The following is a 16,530-nucleotide window of genomic DNA, read 5'->3' on the forward strand; positions in this document are numbered from 1 at the left end:
ATCGCGGCGGCGTAGGCTGGGGGCGCCATGCCGTACGAACCACCCACTCACACCGTCGAGCGCTCCCTTCGCGCCACGACCGGAGCGAAGGTCATTGCCGGTGTCGACGAGGTGGGGCGCGGCGCGTGGGCCGGCCCGGTCACCGTCTGTGCCGCGATCACCGGACTGCGCCGGCCCCCGGCCGGCCTGACCGACTCCAAGCTGCTCACCCTCAAGCGACGCACCGAACTCGAGGTGGAGTTGCGGGCCTGGGTCACGTCCTACGCCCTGGGGCACGCCTCCCCGGAGGAGATCGACACGCTGGGGATGACCGCCGCGCTGCGACTGGCGGCGGTGCGGGCCCTGGAGGCCCTTCCGGTCCGCCCCGAAGCCGTCATCCTCGACGGCAAGCACGACTATCTCGGGACCCCGTGGCGGGTTCGCACGGTGATCAAGGGCGATCAGTCCTGCGTCGCCGTCGCGGCGGCCTCGGTGCTCGCCAAGGTCCAGCGCGACAAAATGATGGCCGAACTGGGTGTCGACCATGCAGACTTCGGCTTTGCGGACAACGCCGGGTATCCGTCGCCCGTGCACAAGGCCGCACTGGCGGAGCGGGGCCCCACCCCGCACCACCGGTTGTCGTGGGCGTATCTTGATGCGCTGCCCCAGTGGCGGCACCTCAAGAAGGTCCGCAGTTGGGTGGACGGAAGCGCTCCGGAAATCGAGGGTCAGCTCGGCTTCGATTTCTGACGGTTCGGCTCGCAGGCATGTGCCACCCGCCGACGCGAGCCGCACCAGTGTTTGATAAAAATCAGCTCATGCCTCTCATTCCCGAGGAGCCTCAGATTCACGAGAAGGCCCAGGGTCCCCGCGCCACTCCGGCCAGTGGCCGCACCGCGCCGACCCCCCGCCCCGTACCCGGCCCCCGTCCCGCTGCTCCGCCGCGCCCCGGCCGACCCGGCCCGGTGCGGCCGGCGCCGCCGGCGCAACGCGCGTCGCGCGACAACACGGCCGCGGCCAAACCCGGACCCGCGGGTCCGGCTGCCCCGGCCACCGCGGCCACCGCCCCGGCCACTCCGCAGATCCAGCTGATCCCGGCCACGCCCGACGGTGCGCTCGACGCCGCCGAAGAGGCCGTGGACCTGCTGCTGGACTCGGGGCGCACCCCCGGTGACGTGCTGGTGATCACCACCGGCGACGCCCACCCGTGGGCGGCCCACGAACTGTCCTTCGGCGACACCGCCTACTGGGCGCAGCACGACGCGGGCGACGACGTCTTCTACGCCGACGCCGCCGTCGCGGACCGTGCGGCGTCGCGGGCCGTGGTCGTGGTCGCGCTCAACGGCGGCCCCGAGGCCGCCGCCGTCACGGCCCTGGCCGTGGCCCATTCCCGGGCCGGCGCCCTGCTGATCGTCTGCGGTGACCCGCAGCGGATCAACTCGGTGCTGGGCGCGAGCGTCTGAGCCCGTTCCGCCGAGCGGCACAGCCGGCGGGGACAGCCTCCGGCTGTGCCCGCCGCCGGGGCGTGGACGACCGTACGGGTCCTGTCGGGTTCCGGCCAGGGCCGGACCGGCCGGACCCCACTGGCCGCACGCCGACCGGGTCATGCGCGGGCCGTGTCACGGCCCGGGCGGGCCCGTAGCGGTGCGCGGGCCCGCCGCCGCTGTGGCGCTCAGCGGGCCGCGGCGCGGCGCAGTACGTCCGAGGCGACACCGCCGGTGCGATGCGGCGGGGGCGGTGCCTCCGCCGTGGCGAAGGGCTCCGGTGCCGACGCCGCGTTGGGCCGGCGTCCGCCGCGGTCCTCGCCCAGCACCTGCCAGCCGTCCCGGGTCAGCGTGATGTACGCCCCGCAGCGCAACCCGTGCAGCGTGCACGCGTCCCGCAGCCCCCACATCCACGCGCCGTCCTCCTGCGTCCAACGCGCGTCGCCCTCACGGCAGTAGAGCAGTACGGCGGTGCGCACCGGGGTGCGGCGCCGCAGATCGTGCGGGATGACCCGGCGCAGCTGGGAAAGCAGCGCGTTGCGGAACATCCAGCCGTCGGCGGGGGAGCGGCGGCTGGTGAACGAGGCGCTGGCACGCAGTCGTTCGTCCGGGTCGAGCACGGCCACGACCGCCGTCGCCGGTCCGAGCGGGTGCCGCGCGTGCAGCCCGCTGACGACCTCACGAGGATTGCGCAGCAGCGGGATTCCGGCGGCGGCCCACTCCGCCGGTTCGAGCATGCGGGTTGCGGAAGCGGCGGACGACGAAAACGAGGCCGCCGAGGACGGAGCGAATCCGAAGGTCACGTTCCTCCCTTCGGCTACGCGCCCACACTGCGGGCAGGGTCGGATTCGGGGAGCGCGCACCGCAGCGAAGCCCTGCCGGATCACGGAAGGCCGTGCGGGGAGCGGACTTCAATTCTTCCTGTCGAACTGGGATGCGGCAACGAGCAATTGAGACCGAGGCCCCATATCGGCTGATGTGCGTTCTATATCCCTACCCGGAGCACCCCCGCGCGACGCATGGGACGCGGCACCCGCTCCGGCAGCTCCCGATTCGCCGATTGTCGGTGCCATCGGGTTGCATGGAGGAATGGACCACGTGGAACTCCGTACCGAAGCCGACGCCGTCCTCGCCGAGCTCGTCGGCGACCGTCAGGGATCGGCACGGCTGCGGGAGGATCAGTGGCAGGCGGTGTCGGCCCTGGTGGAGGAGCACCGGCGGGCCCTGGTGGTGCAGCGCACCGGCTGGGGCAAGTCGGCCGTGTACTTCGTCGCCACCGCCCTGCTGCGCCGGCGCGGCGCGGGCCCCACGGTGATCGTCTCGCCCCTGCTGGCGCTGATGCGCAACCAGGTCGAGTCGGCCGCGCGGGCGGGAATCCGCGCCCGCACGATCAACTCGGCCAACCCGGAGGAGTGGGAGACGATCTACGGCGAGGTCGAGCGGGGTGAGACGGACGTCCTCCTGGTGAGCCCGGAGCGCCTCAATTCCGTGGACTTCCGGGATCAGGTTCTGCCGAAGCTCGCGGCCACGACCGGCCTGCTCGTGGTGGACGAGGCACACTGCATCTCCGACTGGGGCCACGACTTCCGCCCGGACTACCGCCGGCTGCGCACGATGCTGGCCGAGCTGCCGGCCGGGGTGCCGGTGCTGGCCACCACGGCGACCGCCAACGCGCGGGTCACGGCCGACGTGGCGGAGCAACTGGGCACGGGCGGCGGGGACGCGCTGGTGCTGCGGGGGCCGCTCGACCGGGAGAGCCTGCGGCTGGGCGTGCTCCGGCTGCCGGACGCGGCGCACCGGCTGGCTTGGCTGGGGGAGCGGCTGGGGGACCTGCCCGGTTCCGGGATCATCTACACGCTGACCGTGGCGGCGGCGGAGGAGGTCGCGGCGTTCCTGCGACAGCGCGGGTATCCGGTCGCCTCCTACACGGGCAAGACGGAGAACGCCGACCGGTTGCAGGCGGAGGAGGACCTGCTGGCGAACCGGGTCAAGGCGCTCGTGGCCACCTCGGCGCTGGGCATGGGCTTCGACAAGCCCGACCTGGGGTTCGTCGTGCACCTCGGGTCGCCCTCGTCGCCCATCGCGTACTACCAGCAGGTGGGGCGTGCGGGGCGCGGTGTGGACCATGCGGACGTCCTGCTGCTGCCGGGGCGGGAGGACGAGGCGATCTGGGCGTACTTCGCCTCGGTGGGCTTCCCGCCGGAGGAGCAGGTGCGGCGCACTCTGGCGGTGCTGGAGGAGGCCGGGCGGCCGATGTCGCTTCCGGCGCTCGAGCCGCTGGTGGACCTCCGCCGGTCCCGTCTGGAGACCATGCTCAAGGTCCTGGACGTGGACGGCGCGGTCAGGCGGGTGAAGGGCGGCTGGACCGCCACGGGGCAGCCGTGGGCGTACGACGCGGAGCGGTACGCGTGGGTGGCCCGGCAGCGTCAGGCGGAGCAGCAGGCCATGCGGGACTACGTGGCCACCACGGGGTGCCGGATGGAGTTCCTGCAGCGGCAGCTGGACGACGAGAAGGCCGCCCCGTGCGGTCGCTGCGACACCTGCGCCGGCCCCTGGCTCGACCCCGCCGTCACCTCCGCGGCCCTCGCGGCGGCGACGGGCGAGCTGGACCGTCCGGGCGTGGAGGTGGAGCCGCGCAAGATGTGGCCGACCGGGCTCGCGGCCGTGGGCATGGACCTCAAGGGCCGCATCCCCGTGGGCCAGCAGGCCCTCACCGGGCGGGCACTGGGGAGGCTCTCGGACATCGGCTGGGGCAACCGTCTGCGCCCGCTCCTGTCGGCGCAGGCGGCGGACGGGTCGGTCCCGGACGACGTGCTCGCCGCCGTCGTGACGGTGCTGGCCGACTGGGCCCGCTCGCCGGGCGGCTGGGCCGACGGCTCTCCCGACGCGGTGGCGAGGCCCGTGGGCGTCGTCGCCATGCCCTCCCGCACCCGCCCCCAGCTGGTCGCCTCACTGGCCGGGGGAGTGGCACGCGTCGGCAGGCTCCCGTTGCTGGGCAGCCTCGCCCACACCCCGCACGCCGACGACCACGCCGCCCACCGCAGCAACTCGGCCCAGCGGTTGCGTGCCCTGGCGGAGTCGTTCACGGTGCCCGGTGAGCTCGCCGCGGCACTGTCCGCCACTCCCGGCCCGGTCCTGCTCGTCGACGACTACACCGACTCCGGCTGGACCCTGGCCGTGGGCGCGCGCCTCCTGCGCCAGGCCGGCGCCGACCGGGTGCTGCCGCTCGTCCTCGCCCTGGCCGGATAGGGCGCGGGCGCGGGGGCTGCACCCCGAAGCCGGGGAACGACGGACCACTCCGTGGCCGGGACCGGGTGAGGGGGACATGCCCGCTGCGGAGAGTTATCCACAGGGCAAGCGGGACTTGCCGATCCGCGAGATCGTCGAGCCATGACGAACCACAGCGAAACGACTGGATCCTTCGAAAACGGCGACATCCCGGACGCCGCGAAGCCGGGACGGGCGGACGGCACCCCGTGCGAGAGCCCCGGAGACGAACACCAGGTCACCCTGCGCACCCCCGCGGAGCTCGCCGACGCCCTGCCGTACCTGCTCGGTTACCGCCCCGAGGACAGCATCGTCCTGGCCGCCCTGCGCGACAGGGACGGGCGGGGCCGCTTCGGCGGTCGAGCGCGACTGGGCATCCCCGAGAACCCGGACGACTGGGAGGGCGCGGCCGGGCAGCTGGTCCACGGCCTGGTGCACGGAAGCGAGCGGCGAGGGGCGCGAGCCGAGCAGATGGTCGCCTACCTCTGCCAGGAGCCGGGGCCGGGCGAGACCGGACGCGACGTGATGGAGCGACTGCGGCCGCTGGCCCAGAAGCTGCGCGTCGAGTGCGGCACCCTCGACGTTCCCGTCGTCGAGGCGCTGTGCATCTCGGCCGGGCGTTTCTGGTCGTACTGCTGCGACGAAGAGGCCTGCTGTCCGGCAGCGGGCCTCCCCATGGGGCTGCCGGGTACGTCGGTACTGGCCGCGGCGGCCACCTACGCCGGTATCCAGGTGCGCGGCTCGCTCCGTGAGCTGAGGGCCAGGATGCTCCCCCGGGAAACCGCGGCGGTGGACGGACAGGCGGCCGCCCTGGACGCGGCCGCCACGACGCTGGTCTCCCGGATCCTGGACGTCGACGGCCGCTCGGAGGTGGCCGGGGAGACGCTGGAGACGGCGCAGCGGGTCATGCGACGCCTCGCCGAGGCCCCGCCCGTCTCCGGCGTGCCGGCCGAGGACCTGCGCGACGACCAGCTCCTCGGGGACGAGGAGGCGGCGGCGTTGATCCTGGGACTCCAGGACCGTACGACACGCGACCGCGCGGCCGCCTGGATGGAGGGCGACGAGGCGGCACCGGCGATGCGTCTCTGGCGGGCCCTGGCCCGTCGCTGCGTCGTGCCGTACGGCGAACACGCCGCCGCGCCCCTCACCCTCGCGGGCTGGGTCGCCTGGTCCACCGGTGACGAACTGGAGGCGCGGGAGGCGCTGGCCATGGCCCTCGGCGCGGACCCCGACTACCTCTTCGCCCGGCTCCTGCACCAGGCGTGCAACGAGGGCCTCGACCCCGAGTCGATCCGCCGCTGCCTGCGTGAAGGTCGGAAGGGCGACGCGCACACGGAAGGCGGCGCTTCGAACGACGAAGGACACGGCGGTGCGCCCGAGGAACGGGCGCCGGCCGAGCCCTCCTCCGCCGAGCCCTCGTCTGCCGGGTCCCCGTCCGCCGCGCAGCCCGGTCGCCGGCGCCGCTCGCGCGCTCTCGCCTCGGCACATGGCGTCCGACGCCGCACGAGGGCGCGGGCCCACGAGCCGAGCGCCGGGATCGTGCGTCCCCGCACGCCTTCCGAGGGCGGCCGGCCCGGGAGCACCCGACCCGGCCGGGCCCGCCCCGACGCCTCGGGGGCGGCGGTCACGGGCAGGCAGGAGCCACGCCCCGAAGGGACACGCACGGGAGAGCGCGGGACCGCCGGGGACGGTGAGCGCCCCTGAAACGGATGGCCGGCACGGGCGGTGGGACGCAGGTGGGGAGGGAGTGGATCACTGCTCGAAGCGTGGGCGAAGGGAGTGTTTATCGTCAGGCAGACGACTATGATCGCCGCATGCCCTACGACCCGTCAGCCTTTCCGCCCTTCGCCGTCACCGTGGACCTGGTCGTGCTGACCGTGCGCCGCCACTCCCTGTGCGCGCTGGCGGTGCGCAGGGGCGAGTCGCCGTTCCAGGGGCGCTGGGCTCTGCCCGGCGGGTTCGTACGGGACGGCGAGGACCTGGCGCAGGCGGCGGCACGGGAGCTGGCGGAGGAGACCGGGCTGTGCGTCCACGACCCTGCCGCACCGACCCAGGACAACGGTGCTCATCTGGAGCAGCTCGCGACCTACGGCGACCCCGGGCGCGACCCCCGGATGCGCGTGGTCAGCGTCGCCCACCTCGCACTCGCCCCCGACCTGCCCGCACCGCGCGCGGGGGGCGACGCCAGCAACGCCCGTTGGGCACCGGTCGAGGAGCTGCTGGCACAGAGCGGCTACGGTCACGCCGGAGAGGCGGTGGCACCGCTCGCCTTCGACCACGCCCAGATCCTGGCGGACGGGGTGGAGCGAGCCCGCTCCAAGATCGAGTACTCGTCGCTGGCCACGGCCTTCTGTCCGCCCGAGTTCACCGTCGGCGAGCTGCGCCGCGTCTACGAAGCGGTGTGGAGCGTGGCGCTCGACCCCCGCAACTTCCACCGCAAGGTGACGGGTACGCCGGGATTCCTCGTGCCCACCGGCGGGACGACCACCCGGCAGGGAGGCCGGCCGGCCCAGCTCTTCCGGGCGGGCGGCGCGACCCTCCTCAACCCCCCGATGCTGCGTCCCGAGGTCTGACGCCGAGGCCGGAGCGGCCCCGGCACGCGCGGTGGGGGAGGGATCGTGGAAGCGGTGCCGCCCCCGTGCCGACAGGCCGCGCGATGCCCGAAAAACCGGATATCACACGCTATCTTGCTACGGGTGATCCAGGCCTTCGGACTGACCAGCAACCCCCGCAAGGAGCTTCCGCCCGCCGTCGACGACGTCTCGTTCGAGGCGCGCGCGGGCCGCGTCACCGCACTGCTCGGAGCATCGGGCGCCGGCAAGACGACGGCGCTCAGACTCATGCTCGAGCTCCAACACGGCCGTGGTCTGACGTACTTCAGAGGCCGCCCCCTGCACCGCATCGCCCACCCCTCCCGCGAGGTCGGCGTGCTGCTGGGCGATGTCCCGGGGCACCCCGCCCGTACGGTGCGCGGCCATCTCCGCATGCTGTGCGCGGCAGCGGGGGTTCCCGTCCGCAGGGCCGACGAGGTCCTGGAGTCGGCCGGTCTCGAGAGCCTGCGCGACGAACGCCTCGGCACCCTCTCCCGGGGGATGGACCGGCGACTCGGCCTGGCCTGCGCGCTCGTGCCCGATCCGCACACCCTGGTCCTCGACGACCCCGCCGGTGCCCTCTCCGTCCACGACGCCCGGCGGCTGCACGGCGCACTGCGCGCCCACGCCGCCCAGGGCGGCACGGTCCTGTTCAGCACGGCGGATCCCAAGGAGGCCGCGCGCAGCGCCGACCACGTCGTCACGCTGGAGCGGGGCAGAGTCGTCGCCGACCAGGAGGCGGCGGAGTTCTCCCGTACCCGGTTGCGCCCCCGCGTCGCCGTCCGCAGCCCGCACGCGGCCCGCCTCGCCGTCCTGGTGGCCAAGGAGGCGCGGACGGCACGCCGTTCCGTCGAGGTGGTGCGCGAGGGCGGCAACCGGCTCGCGGTGTACGGCAGTACGTGTGCCGACATCGGTGAGACGGCCTTCCGGCACGGCATCCTCGTCCACCAACTCGCCGACGAGGTGGGCGACATGGGCGCCGGGGCCGGGGCGGTTCCCGCAGCCCGGCACGAAGAGCGGCGGGAGGCGGACGCCGACCGTGCGCAGGGCGCCGGGACACCGGGCACGCACCGTCCCCCGCCCACCGGCTCCTCGCCCCCGCCCGCCGCCGCTTCGCAGCCGAGCCCCGGCGACGCCCGACCTGCTGCCGGCCTCCGGCGGACGCCCGCCACGGACGGAGAGGTGGACGTGCCCGCGTCCGGGACCGCCCGCTGCGAGACCCCTGGACCGCACCCCGCCCCGGCCCCCGGCAGCGCTTCCGAAGCCCTCGGGCCCTCCGCGCCCCAGGCCGGCCCGCACCGCACACCGCGCCCGTCCAGCGCCCTCACGCCCGGCACCCCGGGGGCCCGGGACGCGGCCGGCATGCTTCCGCCGCCCGTTTCCGTCCGTTCCGCCCCCAGCCCCCTACGGCCCCTGCGCTACGAACTCCGTCGTGCGCTGGGTGTCGGCACGGGCTTCGTCACCGGAGCGGTCGTGCTCCTCGTGTCCGCCGTCACCGCCGTGGTCCTCGCCCGGGTCGGACACACCCCGCAGGAGCGGCTCCTGGCCGCGTGGCCGCGGGAGCTGCCACTGCCGCCCGCCGCGCTCGGCGCCGGGCTGCTCGGCGCGCTCGCCTTCGGCGACGAGTTCCGCCATCCCGCCCTCGCGGCGGACCGGGGCACCGTGCCCCGCCGCATGGGGCTGCTGACCGCCAAGCTCCTCGTCTCCGCGGCCGCCGCACTGCTGCTGGCCGTCCTGACGGTGGGCTGCGACGCCCAGGTGCTGCGTCTCTTCTACGGGTCCGAGCTCACGGGGCTCCCCGCCGACTGGCCCGCGCTGAGCGCCGGTTGGCTCGGACTCGTCGTCGGCTGCGCGTGGTCCGGAGTGCTGGCCGCGGGTGTCTTCCGGTCCACCACCGCCGGGCTGGCGGCGGTGGTCGCCGTTCCGGTCGCCGTCGTACCGCTCGTACAGAAGGTCTGGGACGGCCCGTCCGTGCGGACCGCCGCCGGTCTCCCGATGCGGACGCGCGAGGTCCTCCTGACCCAGTGGCCGTTCGGGGGCGAGCGGTACGTGGCGGAGCTGCTGCGCCTCGTCGCCCAACCCGTGGGCGGGGCCATGACGTTGTCGCTGACCGCCCTGCTCTGCGCATATCTGCTCATGACCCTGCGCAGCAGGGCTCGATGACGGCTGTCCCACCCTTCCGTTCCGACCGTGTGCGCAACTCCCCGGGGAAAGCCCATTTCTTTCCGATAAGGCGTCAATTGCGACGGGGTGAGCGATCACCCTTTCGTGTGCTTTTCACCAAAGACCTCAAGGGAGTTGGGGTCAGCGCCGACAAAGGATGCGTGAGTACCCTTGCGCACACCATGATGACCGCCGCCCGCTCCGCCGACTCCGGCCTCGCGAACCCGGGCGAACTCGACCGCTACCCGTACGCCGAGACGCCCGCCGTCGACCGCGTCGGGGTGCCCTCCTGGGAAGGAGTGGAGCCCGAGCTGGGCCGCGTGGGCCGGCGCACCGCGGGCAACCGTGGCCGCGGGCTGCACGGGCAACTCGTCCAGCAGCTGGGCCAGATGATCGTTTCGGGCGACCTGGGAGCCGACCGCCCGCTGGTGCCCGAGGAGATCGGCCAGCGCTTCGAGGTCTCCCGCACCGTGGTGCGCGAGTCCCTTCGCGTGCTGGAGGCGAAGGGCCTGGTCAGCGCCCGGCCGAACGTCGGCACGCGCGTGCGTCCGGTCAGTGACTGGAACCTCCTCGATCCCGACATCATCGAATGGCGCGCCTTCGGGCCGCAGCGCGACGACCAGCGCCGCGAGCTGGGCGAGCTGCGCTGGACGATCGAGCCGCTCGCCGCGCGCCTGGCCGCCGGACACGGGCGTGAGGACGTCCAGCAGCGGCTGTCCGACATGGTCGGGATCATGGGGCACGCCATGGGGCAGGGCGACGCGCTCACCTTCTCGCGTGCCGATGCCGAGTTCCACACCCTGCTCATCCAGGTCGCGGGCAACCGGATGCTCGACCACCTCTCCGGGATCGTCTCCGCCGCCCTCCATGTCTCCGGAGGTCCGGTCACCGGCTGTGACCGGCCGAACGACGCGTCGCTCGCGCAGCACGGCAGGATCGTCGACGCCCTCGCCACCGGCGACGGCGCGGCGGCCGAGGCGGCCATGCGCCAGCTTCTGACCGTTCACCCCGAGGTGGAGCGCGTCGTGCCCGCCCCGCGCGAGCACTGACCGTCCTCCGCCGCGGCGGCGCGGTCCGGGCACGCCATACCCCTCCTGTGGCAGTGGCCGGCACGCCGCCCCCGTCGTCGGACCCCGCGGAGCCGTTCGTGGCTCCCCGGGGTCCGACGGTGTGATGAGAGGCTGAGCCGTCCCGGCAAGGTCGGGACGGACAAGTTGATGACCTTGTTTATCCGCATCTGCGCAGTTTTGATCGCTTACGGGGTGTGACTCGGGCCACGCGGATTGGGCGTAACGCTCTTGGGAACAACACGATGACCTAAGAGGTGACAGCCGCGGAGGGAATACGGCCGCCGTTCACGGCGCTGTGTATCTCCCCGGCCCGCCCGCACCGTCGGCCCATCCCAAGCCGGTGGTCGGCCCCTGTCCGCCGTGGACGGGGCCGGAAGCCGTTTTTCAACGTTCCGAGAGGTTGTTCGTGTCGGCCAGCACATCCCGTACGCTCCCGCCGGAGATCGCCGAGTCCGTCTCTGTCATGGCGCTCATTGAGCGGGGAAAGGCTGAGGGGCAGATCGCCGGCGATGACGTGCGTCGGGCCTTCGAAGCTGACCAGATTCCGGCCACTCAGTGGAAGAACGTACTGCGCAGCCTCAACCAGATCCTCGAGGAAGAGGGTGTGACGCTGATGGTCAGTGCCGCAGAGCCCAAGCGCACCCGAAAGAGCGTCGCAGCGAAGAGTCCCGCCAAGCGCACCGCCACGAAGACGGTCGCGGCGAAGACGGTGACCAGCAGGAAGGCGACCGCTCCCGCCACCCCGGCGGCGCCCGCCGCCGAGCCCGCCGTCGAGGAGGAGGCCCCCGCCAAGAAGGCGGCGGCCAAGAAGACGACCGCCAAGAAGGCGACGGCGAAGAAGGCGACCGCCAAGAAGACGGCGGCCAAGAAGACGGCCGCCAAGAAGGAAGACGGCGAGCTTCTCGAGGACGAGACGACCGAGGAGCCGAAGGCCGCGACGGAGGAGCCCGAGGGCACCGAGAACGCCGGCTTCGTTCTCTCCGACGAGGACGAGGACGACGCCCCGGCCCAGCAGGTCGCCGCCGCCGGTGCCACCGCCGACCCGGTCAAGGACTACCTCAAGCAGATCGGCAAGGTCCCCCTGCTCAACGCCGAGCAGGAGGTCGAACTCGCCAAGCGCATCGAGGCCGGTCTGTTCGCCGAGGACAAGCTGGCGAACTCCGACAAGCTCGCGCCCAAGCTCAAGCGCGAACTGGAGATCATCGCCGAGGACGGCCGCCGCGCCAAGAACCACCTGCTGGAGGCCAACCTCCGCCTGGTGGTCTCCCTGGCCAAGCGCTACACCGGTCGCGGCATGCTCTTCCTGGACCTCATCCAGGAGGGCAACCTCGGTCTGATCCGCGCGGTGGAGAAGTTCGACTACACCAAGGGCTACAAGTTCTCCACGTACGCCACCTGGTGGATCCGTCAGGCGATCACCCGCGCGATGGCCGACCAGGCCCGCACCATCCGTATCCCGGTGCACATGGTCGAGGTCATCAACAAGCTCGCGCGCGTGCAGCGCCAGATGCTCCAGGACCTGGGCCGCGAGCCCACCCCGGAGGAGCTGGCCAAGGAACTCGACATGACCCCGGAGAAGGTCATCGAGGTCCAGAAGTACGGTCGTGAGCCCATCTCCCTGCACACCCCGCTGGGCGAGGACGGCGACAGCGAGTTCGGTGACCTCATCGAGGACTCCGAGGCGGTCGTCCCGGCCGACGCGGTCAGCTTCACCCTGCTGCAGGAGCAGCTGCACTCCGTGCTCGACACCCTGTCCGAGCGCGAGGCGGGCGTCGTCTCCATGCGCTTCGGTCTCACCGACGGTCAGCCGAAGACCCTCGACGAGATCGGCAAGGTGTACGGCGTCACGCGTGAGCGCATCCGCCAGATCGAGTCGAAGACCATGTCGAAGCTGCGTCACCCGTCGCGCTCCCAGGTGCTGCGCGACTACCTCGACTAGGTCGCGGTAGACGGTACGAGCGAACGAGGCCCGGTCCCGCCAGGTGCGGAACCGGGCCTCCGTGCTGGGCAGCGGGTGCGCGACACCGCGTACTGGATCACTCTGGGTGTCCCATGACCACCTAGGAGTGAGGAGCCCGCATGCGTCGTCTCTTGGCCCGGACACTGGCCCGGCCGCTGGTGCTGGCGGCCGCCGCGACCGCGATACCGCTGGGGTCGGCCGCCCCGGCGGCCGCCGACAGCATCGTCGTCGGGGGCTTTCCGGTCGAAGTGTCCGACAGTCCGTGGACCGTCGCCCTGTCCAGCCGTGACCGGTTCGGGGGTACCCGGGCGGGGCAGTTCTGCGGGGGAGTGGCCGTCGGCCGGACCACCGTCCTCACGGCGGCCCACTGCCTGGGGGAGGAGGTACTCGGATCGCCACCGGAACAGGTGGACGACCTGCGGGTCATCGCCGGCCGGACCGATCTGCTGTCCGACCAGGGGCAGGAGATCCCCATCCGCTCCGTCTGGGTGAACCCGGAGCACGACGACGGCAGCAATGCGGGGGACTTCGCGGTGCTCACTCTCTCCGAAGCGCTTCCCGCCGGCTCGGTCATAGGGATGGCCGCGGAGGGCGATCCCGCGTACACGCCCGACACGGAGGCTCTCGTCTACGGCTGGGGCGACACCTCGGGCGCCGGTGACTACGCGAACGGCCTGCACGCGTCCCGTGTACGGGTGCTCCCCGACGCGTCCTGCGAGCGGGCGTACCCGGGCAACGACGACGGGCGCTACCTCTCGAAGACCATGCTCTGCGCCGGACAGGAGGCCGGGGGCCGCGACGCCTGTCAGGGCGACAGCGGGGGCCCGCTGGTCGGCCGGGGCAGACTCATCGGCCTGGTGTCCTGGGGGAGTGGCTGCGGGCGCCCCGGCAGCCCCGGGGTGTACACGCGCGTCTCCTCCGTACTCCAGACGCTCGGCTGGGACGGTACGGCCACGAAGCAGCGCGAGGGCGCCTGACGGCCGCTGAGGGCCTGTCGGGCACGAGTACGGGCGGCCGCCTCCGGGAAACGGAGGCGGCCGCCCGTTCATCGGCCTGTGCCGATTCGGCTCGTCGACGGGCGCGTCGGGTCAGCGCTCTTCCTCGGCTGAGGATGCCGGAACGGCCGTCAGCCGCTCCGTCTCGTCCTGTATCTCAGCGGCGATCTTCTTGAGTTCCGGCTCGAACTTGCGACCGTGGTGGGCGCAGAAGAGCAGTTCTCCGCCGCTCAGCAGGACGACGCGCAGGTATGCCTGGGCGCCGCAGCGGTCGCAGCGATCAGCGGCCGTCAGCGGGCTTGCGGAAGTCAGAACAGTAGTCACGTCGCCTCTTCTCTAGCTCGACGAGCTGTCGTACCAGGGTCAACATCCAACCAGCCCCAAAACGTTCCCGCTCGTGGCTTTTCCTCGAAAAAAATTTCCGAGGGGCCGGCTGTTGCCGATTGGCGGCGAATGTGCCGTATTGCGTGTCTGTGTGTCGTACGGGTTCGCGCAGTCGGTCAGTGTCGGTCCCGCCGGCTGGGTTGCCGGTTTGTTCATGAGGACGTGCCCGGAGCCTAAATGGTTCATGCCTCGAAGGGAACGTGATGTGTACTTCACCCCATCGAGGGATCGAACACGCATGCGACCGTGGACTAGGGTGAGTCAGTGACGAGGGTGGCGTTACAACGGCTCTACCAGGCCTCGGTACCCTCTCATCGGTGAACCGAGCCGCGCCCTTACCCAGCGGGGCCCCATCTGAAATTCAGCGAGGAGCGAACCGCGTGACCGCCGAGACATCCGTGCCGTCCACTGCGCTGCTGGCAGGAGCAGACCGGGACGGATCCAACTACACCGCGCGGCACCTGCTCGTCCTCGAGGGGCTCGAGGCCGTGCGCAAGCGTCCGGGCATGTACATCGGATCCACCGACAGCCGCGGTCTGATGCACTGCCTGTGGGAGATCATCGACAACTCGGTCGACGAGGCCCTGGGTGGTTACTGCGACCACATCGAGGTGATCCTCCACGACGACGCCTCGGTGGAGGTCCGGGACAACGGCCGGGGCATCCCGGTCGACGTCGAGCCCAAGACCGGCCTCTCCGGCGTCGAGGTCGTCATGACCAAGCTGCACGCCGGCGGCAAGTTCGGAGGCGGCTCCTACGCCGCCTCCGGCGGTCTGCACGGCGTCGGCGCCTCCGTGGTGAACGCCCTGTCCGCCCGCCTGGACATCGAGGTGGACCGTGGCGGGCACACCCACGCGATCAGTTTCCGCCGCGGGGTCCCGGGCGCGTTCGCGAAGACGGGCCCGGACGCCAGGTTCGACGCGGGGAACGGACTGCGCAAGACCAAGAAGGTCCCCAAGAGCCGCAGCGGCACACGCGTGCGGTACTGGGCGGACCGGCAGATCTTCCTCAAGGACGCGAAGCTCTCCCTGGACACGCTGCACCAGCGGGCCCGCCAGACGGCGTTCCTGGTGCCCGGGCTGACCATCGTGGTGCGGGACGAGTTCGGTCTCGGCGACGGCGGCAGCAAGGGCGAGGAGTCGTTCCGCTTCGACGGCGGCATCAGCGAGTTCTGTGAGTTCCTGGCCAGTGACCGGCCCGTCTGCGACACCCTCCGCTTCAGCGGCCAGGGCTCCTTCAAGGAGACGGTCCCGGTGCTGGACGAGGAGGGGCAGATGACGCCCACCGAGGTCACCCGCGACCTCGGTGTCGACGTCGCGATGCGCTGGGGCACCGGTTACGACACGACGCTCAGGTCGTTCGTCAACATCATCGCCACGCCGAAGGGCGGCACCCACGTCGCCGGCTTCGAACAGGCGGTGGCGAAGACGATGAACGAGGTGCTGCGCACGAAGAAGATGCTCCGCGTCGCCGAGGACGACATCGTCAAGGACGACGCCCTGGAGGGGCTGACGGCGGTCGTCACCGTCCGGCTCGCCGAGCCGCAGTTCGAGGGCCAGACCAAGGAGGTCCTCGGCACCTCGGCGGCCCGCCGGATCGTGCACAACGTGATCAGCAAGGAACTGAAGGCGTTCCTGACCTCGACCAAGCGTGACGCGGCCCAGCAGGCCCGGGTGGTGATGGAGAAGGCCGTCGCCGCGGCCCGTACCCGTATCGCCGCCCGCCAGCACAAGGACGCCCAGCGCCGCAAGACGGCCCTGGAGTCCTCGTCGCTGCCGGCGAAGCTCGCGGACTGCCGCAGCGACGACGTCGACCGCAGCGAGCTGTTCATCGTCGAGGGCGACTCCGCGCTGGGCACGGCCAAGCTCGCGAGGAACTCCGAGTTCCAGGCGCTGCTGCCGATCCGGGGCAAGATCCTCAACGTTCAGAAGTCCTCCGTGACGGACATGCTGAAGAACGCCGAGTGCGGGGCGATCATCCAGGTCATAGGAGCCGGGTCGGGCCGTACCTTCGACATCGACGCGGCCCGCTACGGCAAGATCATCATGATGACCGACGCCGATGTGGACGGCTCCCACATCCGCACCCTGCTGCTGACCCTCTTCCACCGCTACATGCGGCCCATGGTCGAGGCGGGCCGGGTGTTCGCCGCGGTGCCGCCGCTGCACCGCATCGAGCTGATCCAGCCGAAGAAGGGCCAGGACAAGTACGTCTACACGTACTCGGACCGCGAACTGCGCGACAAGCTCATGGAGTTCCAGAGCAAGAACATCCGCTACAAGGACTCCATCCAGCGGTACAAGGGCCTGGGCGAGATGGACGCCGACCAGCTGGCGGAGACGACCATGGACCCCCGGCGCCGCACCCTGCGCCGGATCAACCTCACCGACCTGGACTCCGCCGAGCAGGTCTTCGACCTGCTGATGGGCAACGACGTCGCCCCTCGCAAGGAGTTCATCTCCAGTTCGGCGGCGACGCTGGACCGGTCGCGCATCGACGCGTGACCACGCTCGGTCACCGACCGGCCCCCGGGAGCGATACCCGGGGCCGGTCCGGCCAGAGGGGACCCTCAGGGGGAATCACCTGATGGGGTGAAGTGCCGGGGGAAGAAGAGTCGGGGATCTTCCCGTTCTGTCC

Annotated in this window: 12 protein-coding genes; 10 read left to right on the forward strand and 2 right to left on the reverse strand. The window is 72.0% G+C overall.

The window, feature by feature from the left end; translation table 11 throughout:
* Positions 1–27: 27 nt before the first annotated feature.
* Together rnhB and Sco07f_RS08805 are read left to right on the forward strand one after the other, a co-directional pair.
* The gene (rnhB, locus tag Sco07f_RS08800) at positions 28–729 is read left to right on the forward strand and encodes a ribonuclease HII (RefSeq protein WP_007445055.1); all 702 of its coding nucleotides are present in this window, start codon (positions 28–30) and stop codon (positions 727–729) included.
* Positions 730–797: 68 nt separating this feature from the next.
* Positions 798–1,442 (forward strand): hypothetical protein, encoded by a 645-nt coding sequence (locus Sco07f_RS08805; protein WP_108987466.1) that lies wholly within the window; start codon positions 798–800, stop codon positions 1,440–1,442.
* Between the two features lie 209 nt (positions 1,443–1,651).
* Here Sco07f_RS08805 and Sco07f_RS08810 read toward each other — a convergent pair whose 3' ends face one another.
* The gene (locus Sco07f_RS08810) at positions 1,652–2,266 is read right to left on the reverse strand and encodes a hypothetical protein (protein ID WP_108987467.1); all 615 of its coding nucleotides are present in this window, start codon (positions 2,264–2,266) and stop codon (positions 1,652–1,654) included.
* 286 nt (positions 2,267–2,552) lie between these two features.
* Between Sco07f_RS08810 and Sco07f_RS08815 the strand changes: the two genes are divergently transcribed.
* The 7 genes from Sco07f_RS08815 to Sco07f_RS08845 all read left to right on the forward strand — a co-directional run bounded on the left by Sco07f_RS08815 (position 2,553) and on the right by Sco07f_RS08845 (position 13,491).
* Positions 2,553–4,712 (forward strand): RecQ family ATP-dependent DNA helicase, encoded by a 2,160-nt coding sequence (locus tag Sco07f_RS08815; RefSeq protein ID WP_108987468.1) that lies wholly within the window; start codon positions 2,553–2,555, stop codon positions 4,710–4,712.
* A 141-nt stretch (positions 4,713–4,853) separates the two neighbouring features.
* Entirely contained in the window at positions 4,854–6,434 is a 1,581-nt protein-coding gene (locus tag Sco07f_RS08820) for a DUF4192 domain-containing protein (protein WP_108987469.1), read from the forward strand.
* A 110-nt stretch (positions 6,435–6,544) separates the two neighbouring features.
* Positions 6,545–7,303 (forward strand): NUDIX hydrolase, encoded by a 759-nt coding sequence (locus Sco07f_RS08825; RefSeq protein WP_007445061.1) that lies wholly within the window; start codon positions 6,545–6,547, stop codon positions 7,301–7,303.
* A 123-nt stretch (positions 7,304–7,426) separates the two neighbouring features.
* Complete coding sequence (locus tag Sco07f_RS08830; RefSeq protein WP_087789322.1) at positions 7,427–9,484, forward strand: ABC transporter ATP-binding protein; 2,058 nt, start codon at positions 7,427–7,429, stop codon at positions 9,482–9,484.
* Between the two features lie 161 nt (positions 9,485–9,645).
* Entirely contained in the window at positions 9,646–10,533 is an 888-nt protein-coding gene (gene whiH, locus Sco07f_RS08835) for a sporulation transcriptional regulator WhiH (protein WP_063739954.1), read from the forward strand.
* A gap of 427 nt (positions 10,534–10,960) precedes the next feature.
* Positions 10,961–12,493 carry an RNA polymerase sigma factor gene (locus Sco07f_RS08840; RefSeq protein ID WP_042825343.1) on the forward strand — a complete coding sequence of 511 codons (1,533 nt, stop codon included), beginning with the start codon at positions 10,961–10,963 and terminating at the stop codon, positions 12,491–12,493.
* 140 nt (positions 12,494–12,633) lie between these two features.
* A complete protein-coding gene (locus tag Sco07f_RS08845) occupies positions 12,634–13,491 on the forward strand; it encodes a S1 family peptidase (protein ID WP_108987470.1) in 858 nt (285 codons plus the stop codon).
* A gap of 111 nt (positions 13,492–13,602) precedes the next feature.
* Here the strand turns inward: Sco07f_RS08845 and Sco07f_RS08850 are convergent, their stop codons facing one another.
* Positions 13,603–13,833, reverse strand: a complete 231-nt coding sequence (locus tag Sco07f_RS08850) for a DUF7455 domain-containing protein (protein WP_007445070.1) — start codon at positions 13,831–13,833, stop codon at positions 13,603–13,605.
* Between the two features lie 440 nt (positions 13,834–14,273).
* On the opposite strand from Sco07f_RS08850, the gene Sco07f_RS08855 reads away from it, so the two are divergent.
* Positions 14,274–16,397: a DNA gyrase/topoisomerase IV subunit B gene (locus Sco07f_RS08855; RefSeq protein WP_007445078.1), complete on the forward strand. Its 2,124-nt coding sequence runs from the start codon at positions 14,274–14,276 to the stop codon at positions 16,395–16,397.
* The last annotated feature ends 133 nt before the right edge of the window (positions 16,398–16,530 follow it).

Origin of the sequence: Streptomyces coelicoflavus (genome assembly GCF_003112555.1) — a bacterium.
GTDB classification, from domain to species: domain Bacteria; phylum Actinomycetota; class Actinomycetes; order Streptomycetales; family Streptomycetaceae; genus Streptomyces; species Streptomyces coelicoflavus.

What these genes read in the sequence shown, in the direction of transcription:
- Sco07f_RS08820 (WP_108987469.1), top strand. Translation starts at nt 4,854, where the DNA reads ATGACGAACCACAGCGAAACGACTGGATCCTTCGAAAACGGCGACATC.
- Sco07f_RS08805 (WP_108987466.1), top strand. Translation starts at nt 798, where the DNA reads ATGCCTCTCATTCCCGAGGAGCCTCAGATTCACGAGAAGGCCCAGGGT.
- Sco07f_RS08825 (WP_007445061.1), top strand. Translation starts at nt 6,545, where the DNA reads ATGCCCTACGACCCGTCAGCCTTTCCGCCCTTCGCCGTCACCGTGGAC.
- rnhB (WP_007445055.1), top strand. Translation starts at nt 28, where the DNA reads ATGCCGTACGAACCACCCACTCACACCGTCGAGCGCTCCCTTCGCGCC.
- Sco07f_RS08815 (WP_108987468.1), top strand. Translation starts at nt 2,553, where the DNA reads ATGGACCACGTGGAACTCCGTACCGAAGCCGACGCCGTCCTCGCCGAG.
- Sco07f_RS08845 (WP_108987470.1), top strand. Translation starts at nt 12,634, where the DNA reads ATGCGTCGTCTCTTGGCCCGGACACTGGCCCGGCCGCTGGTGCTGGCG.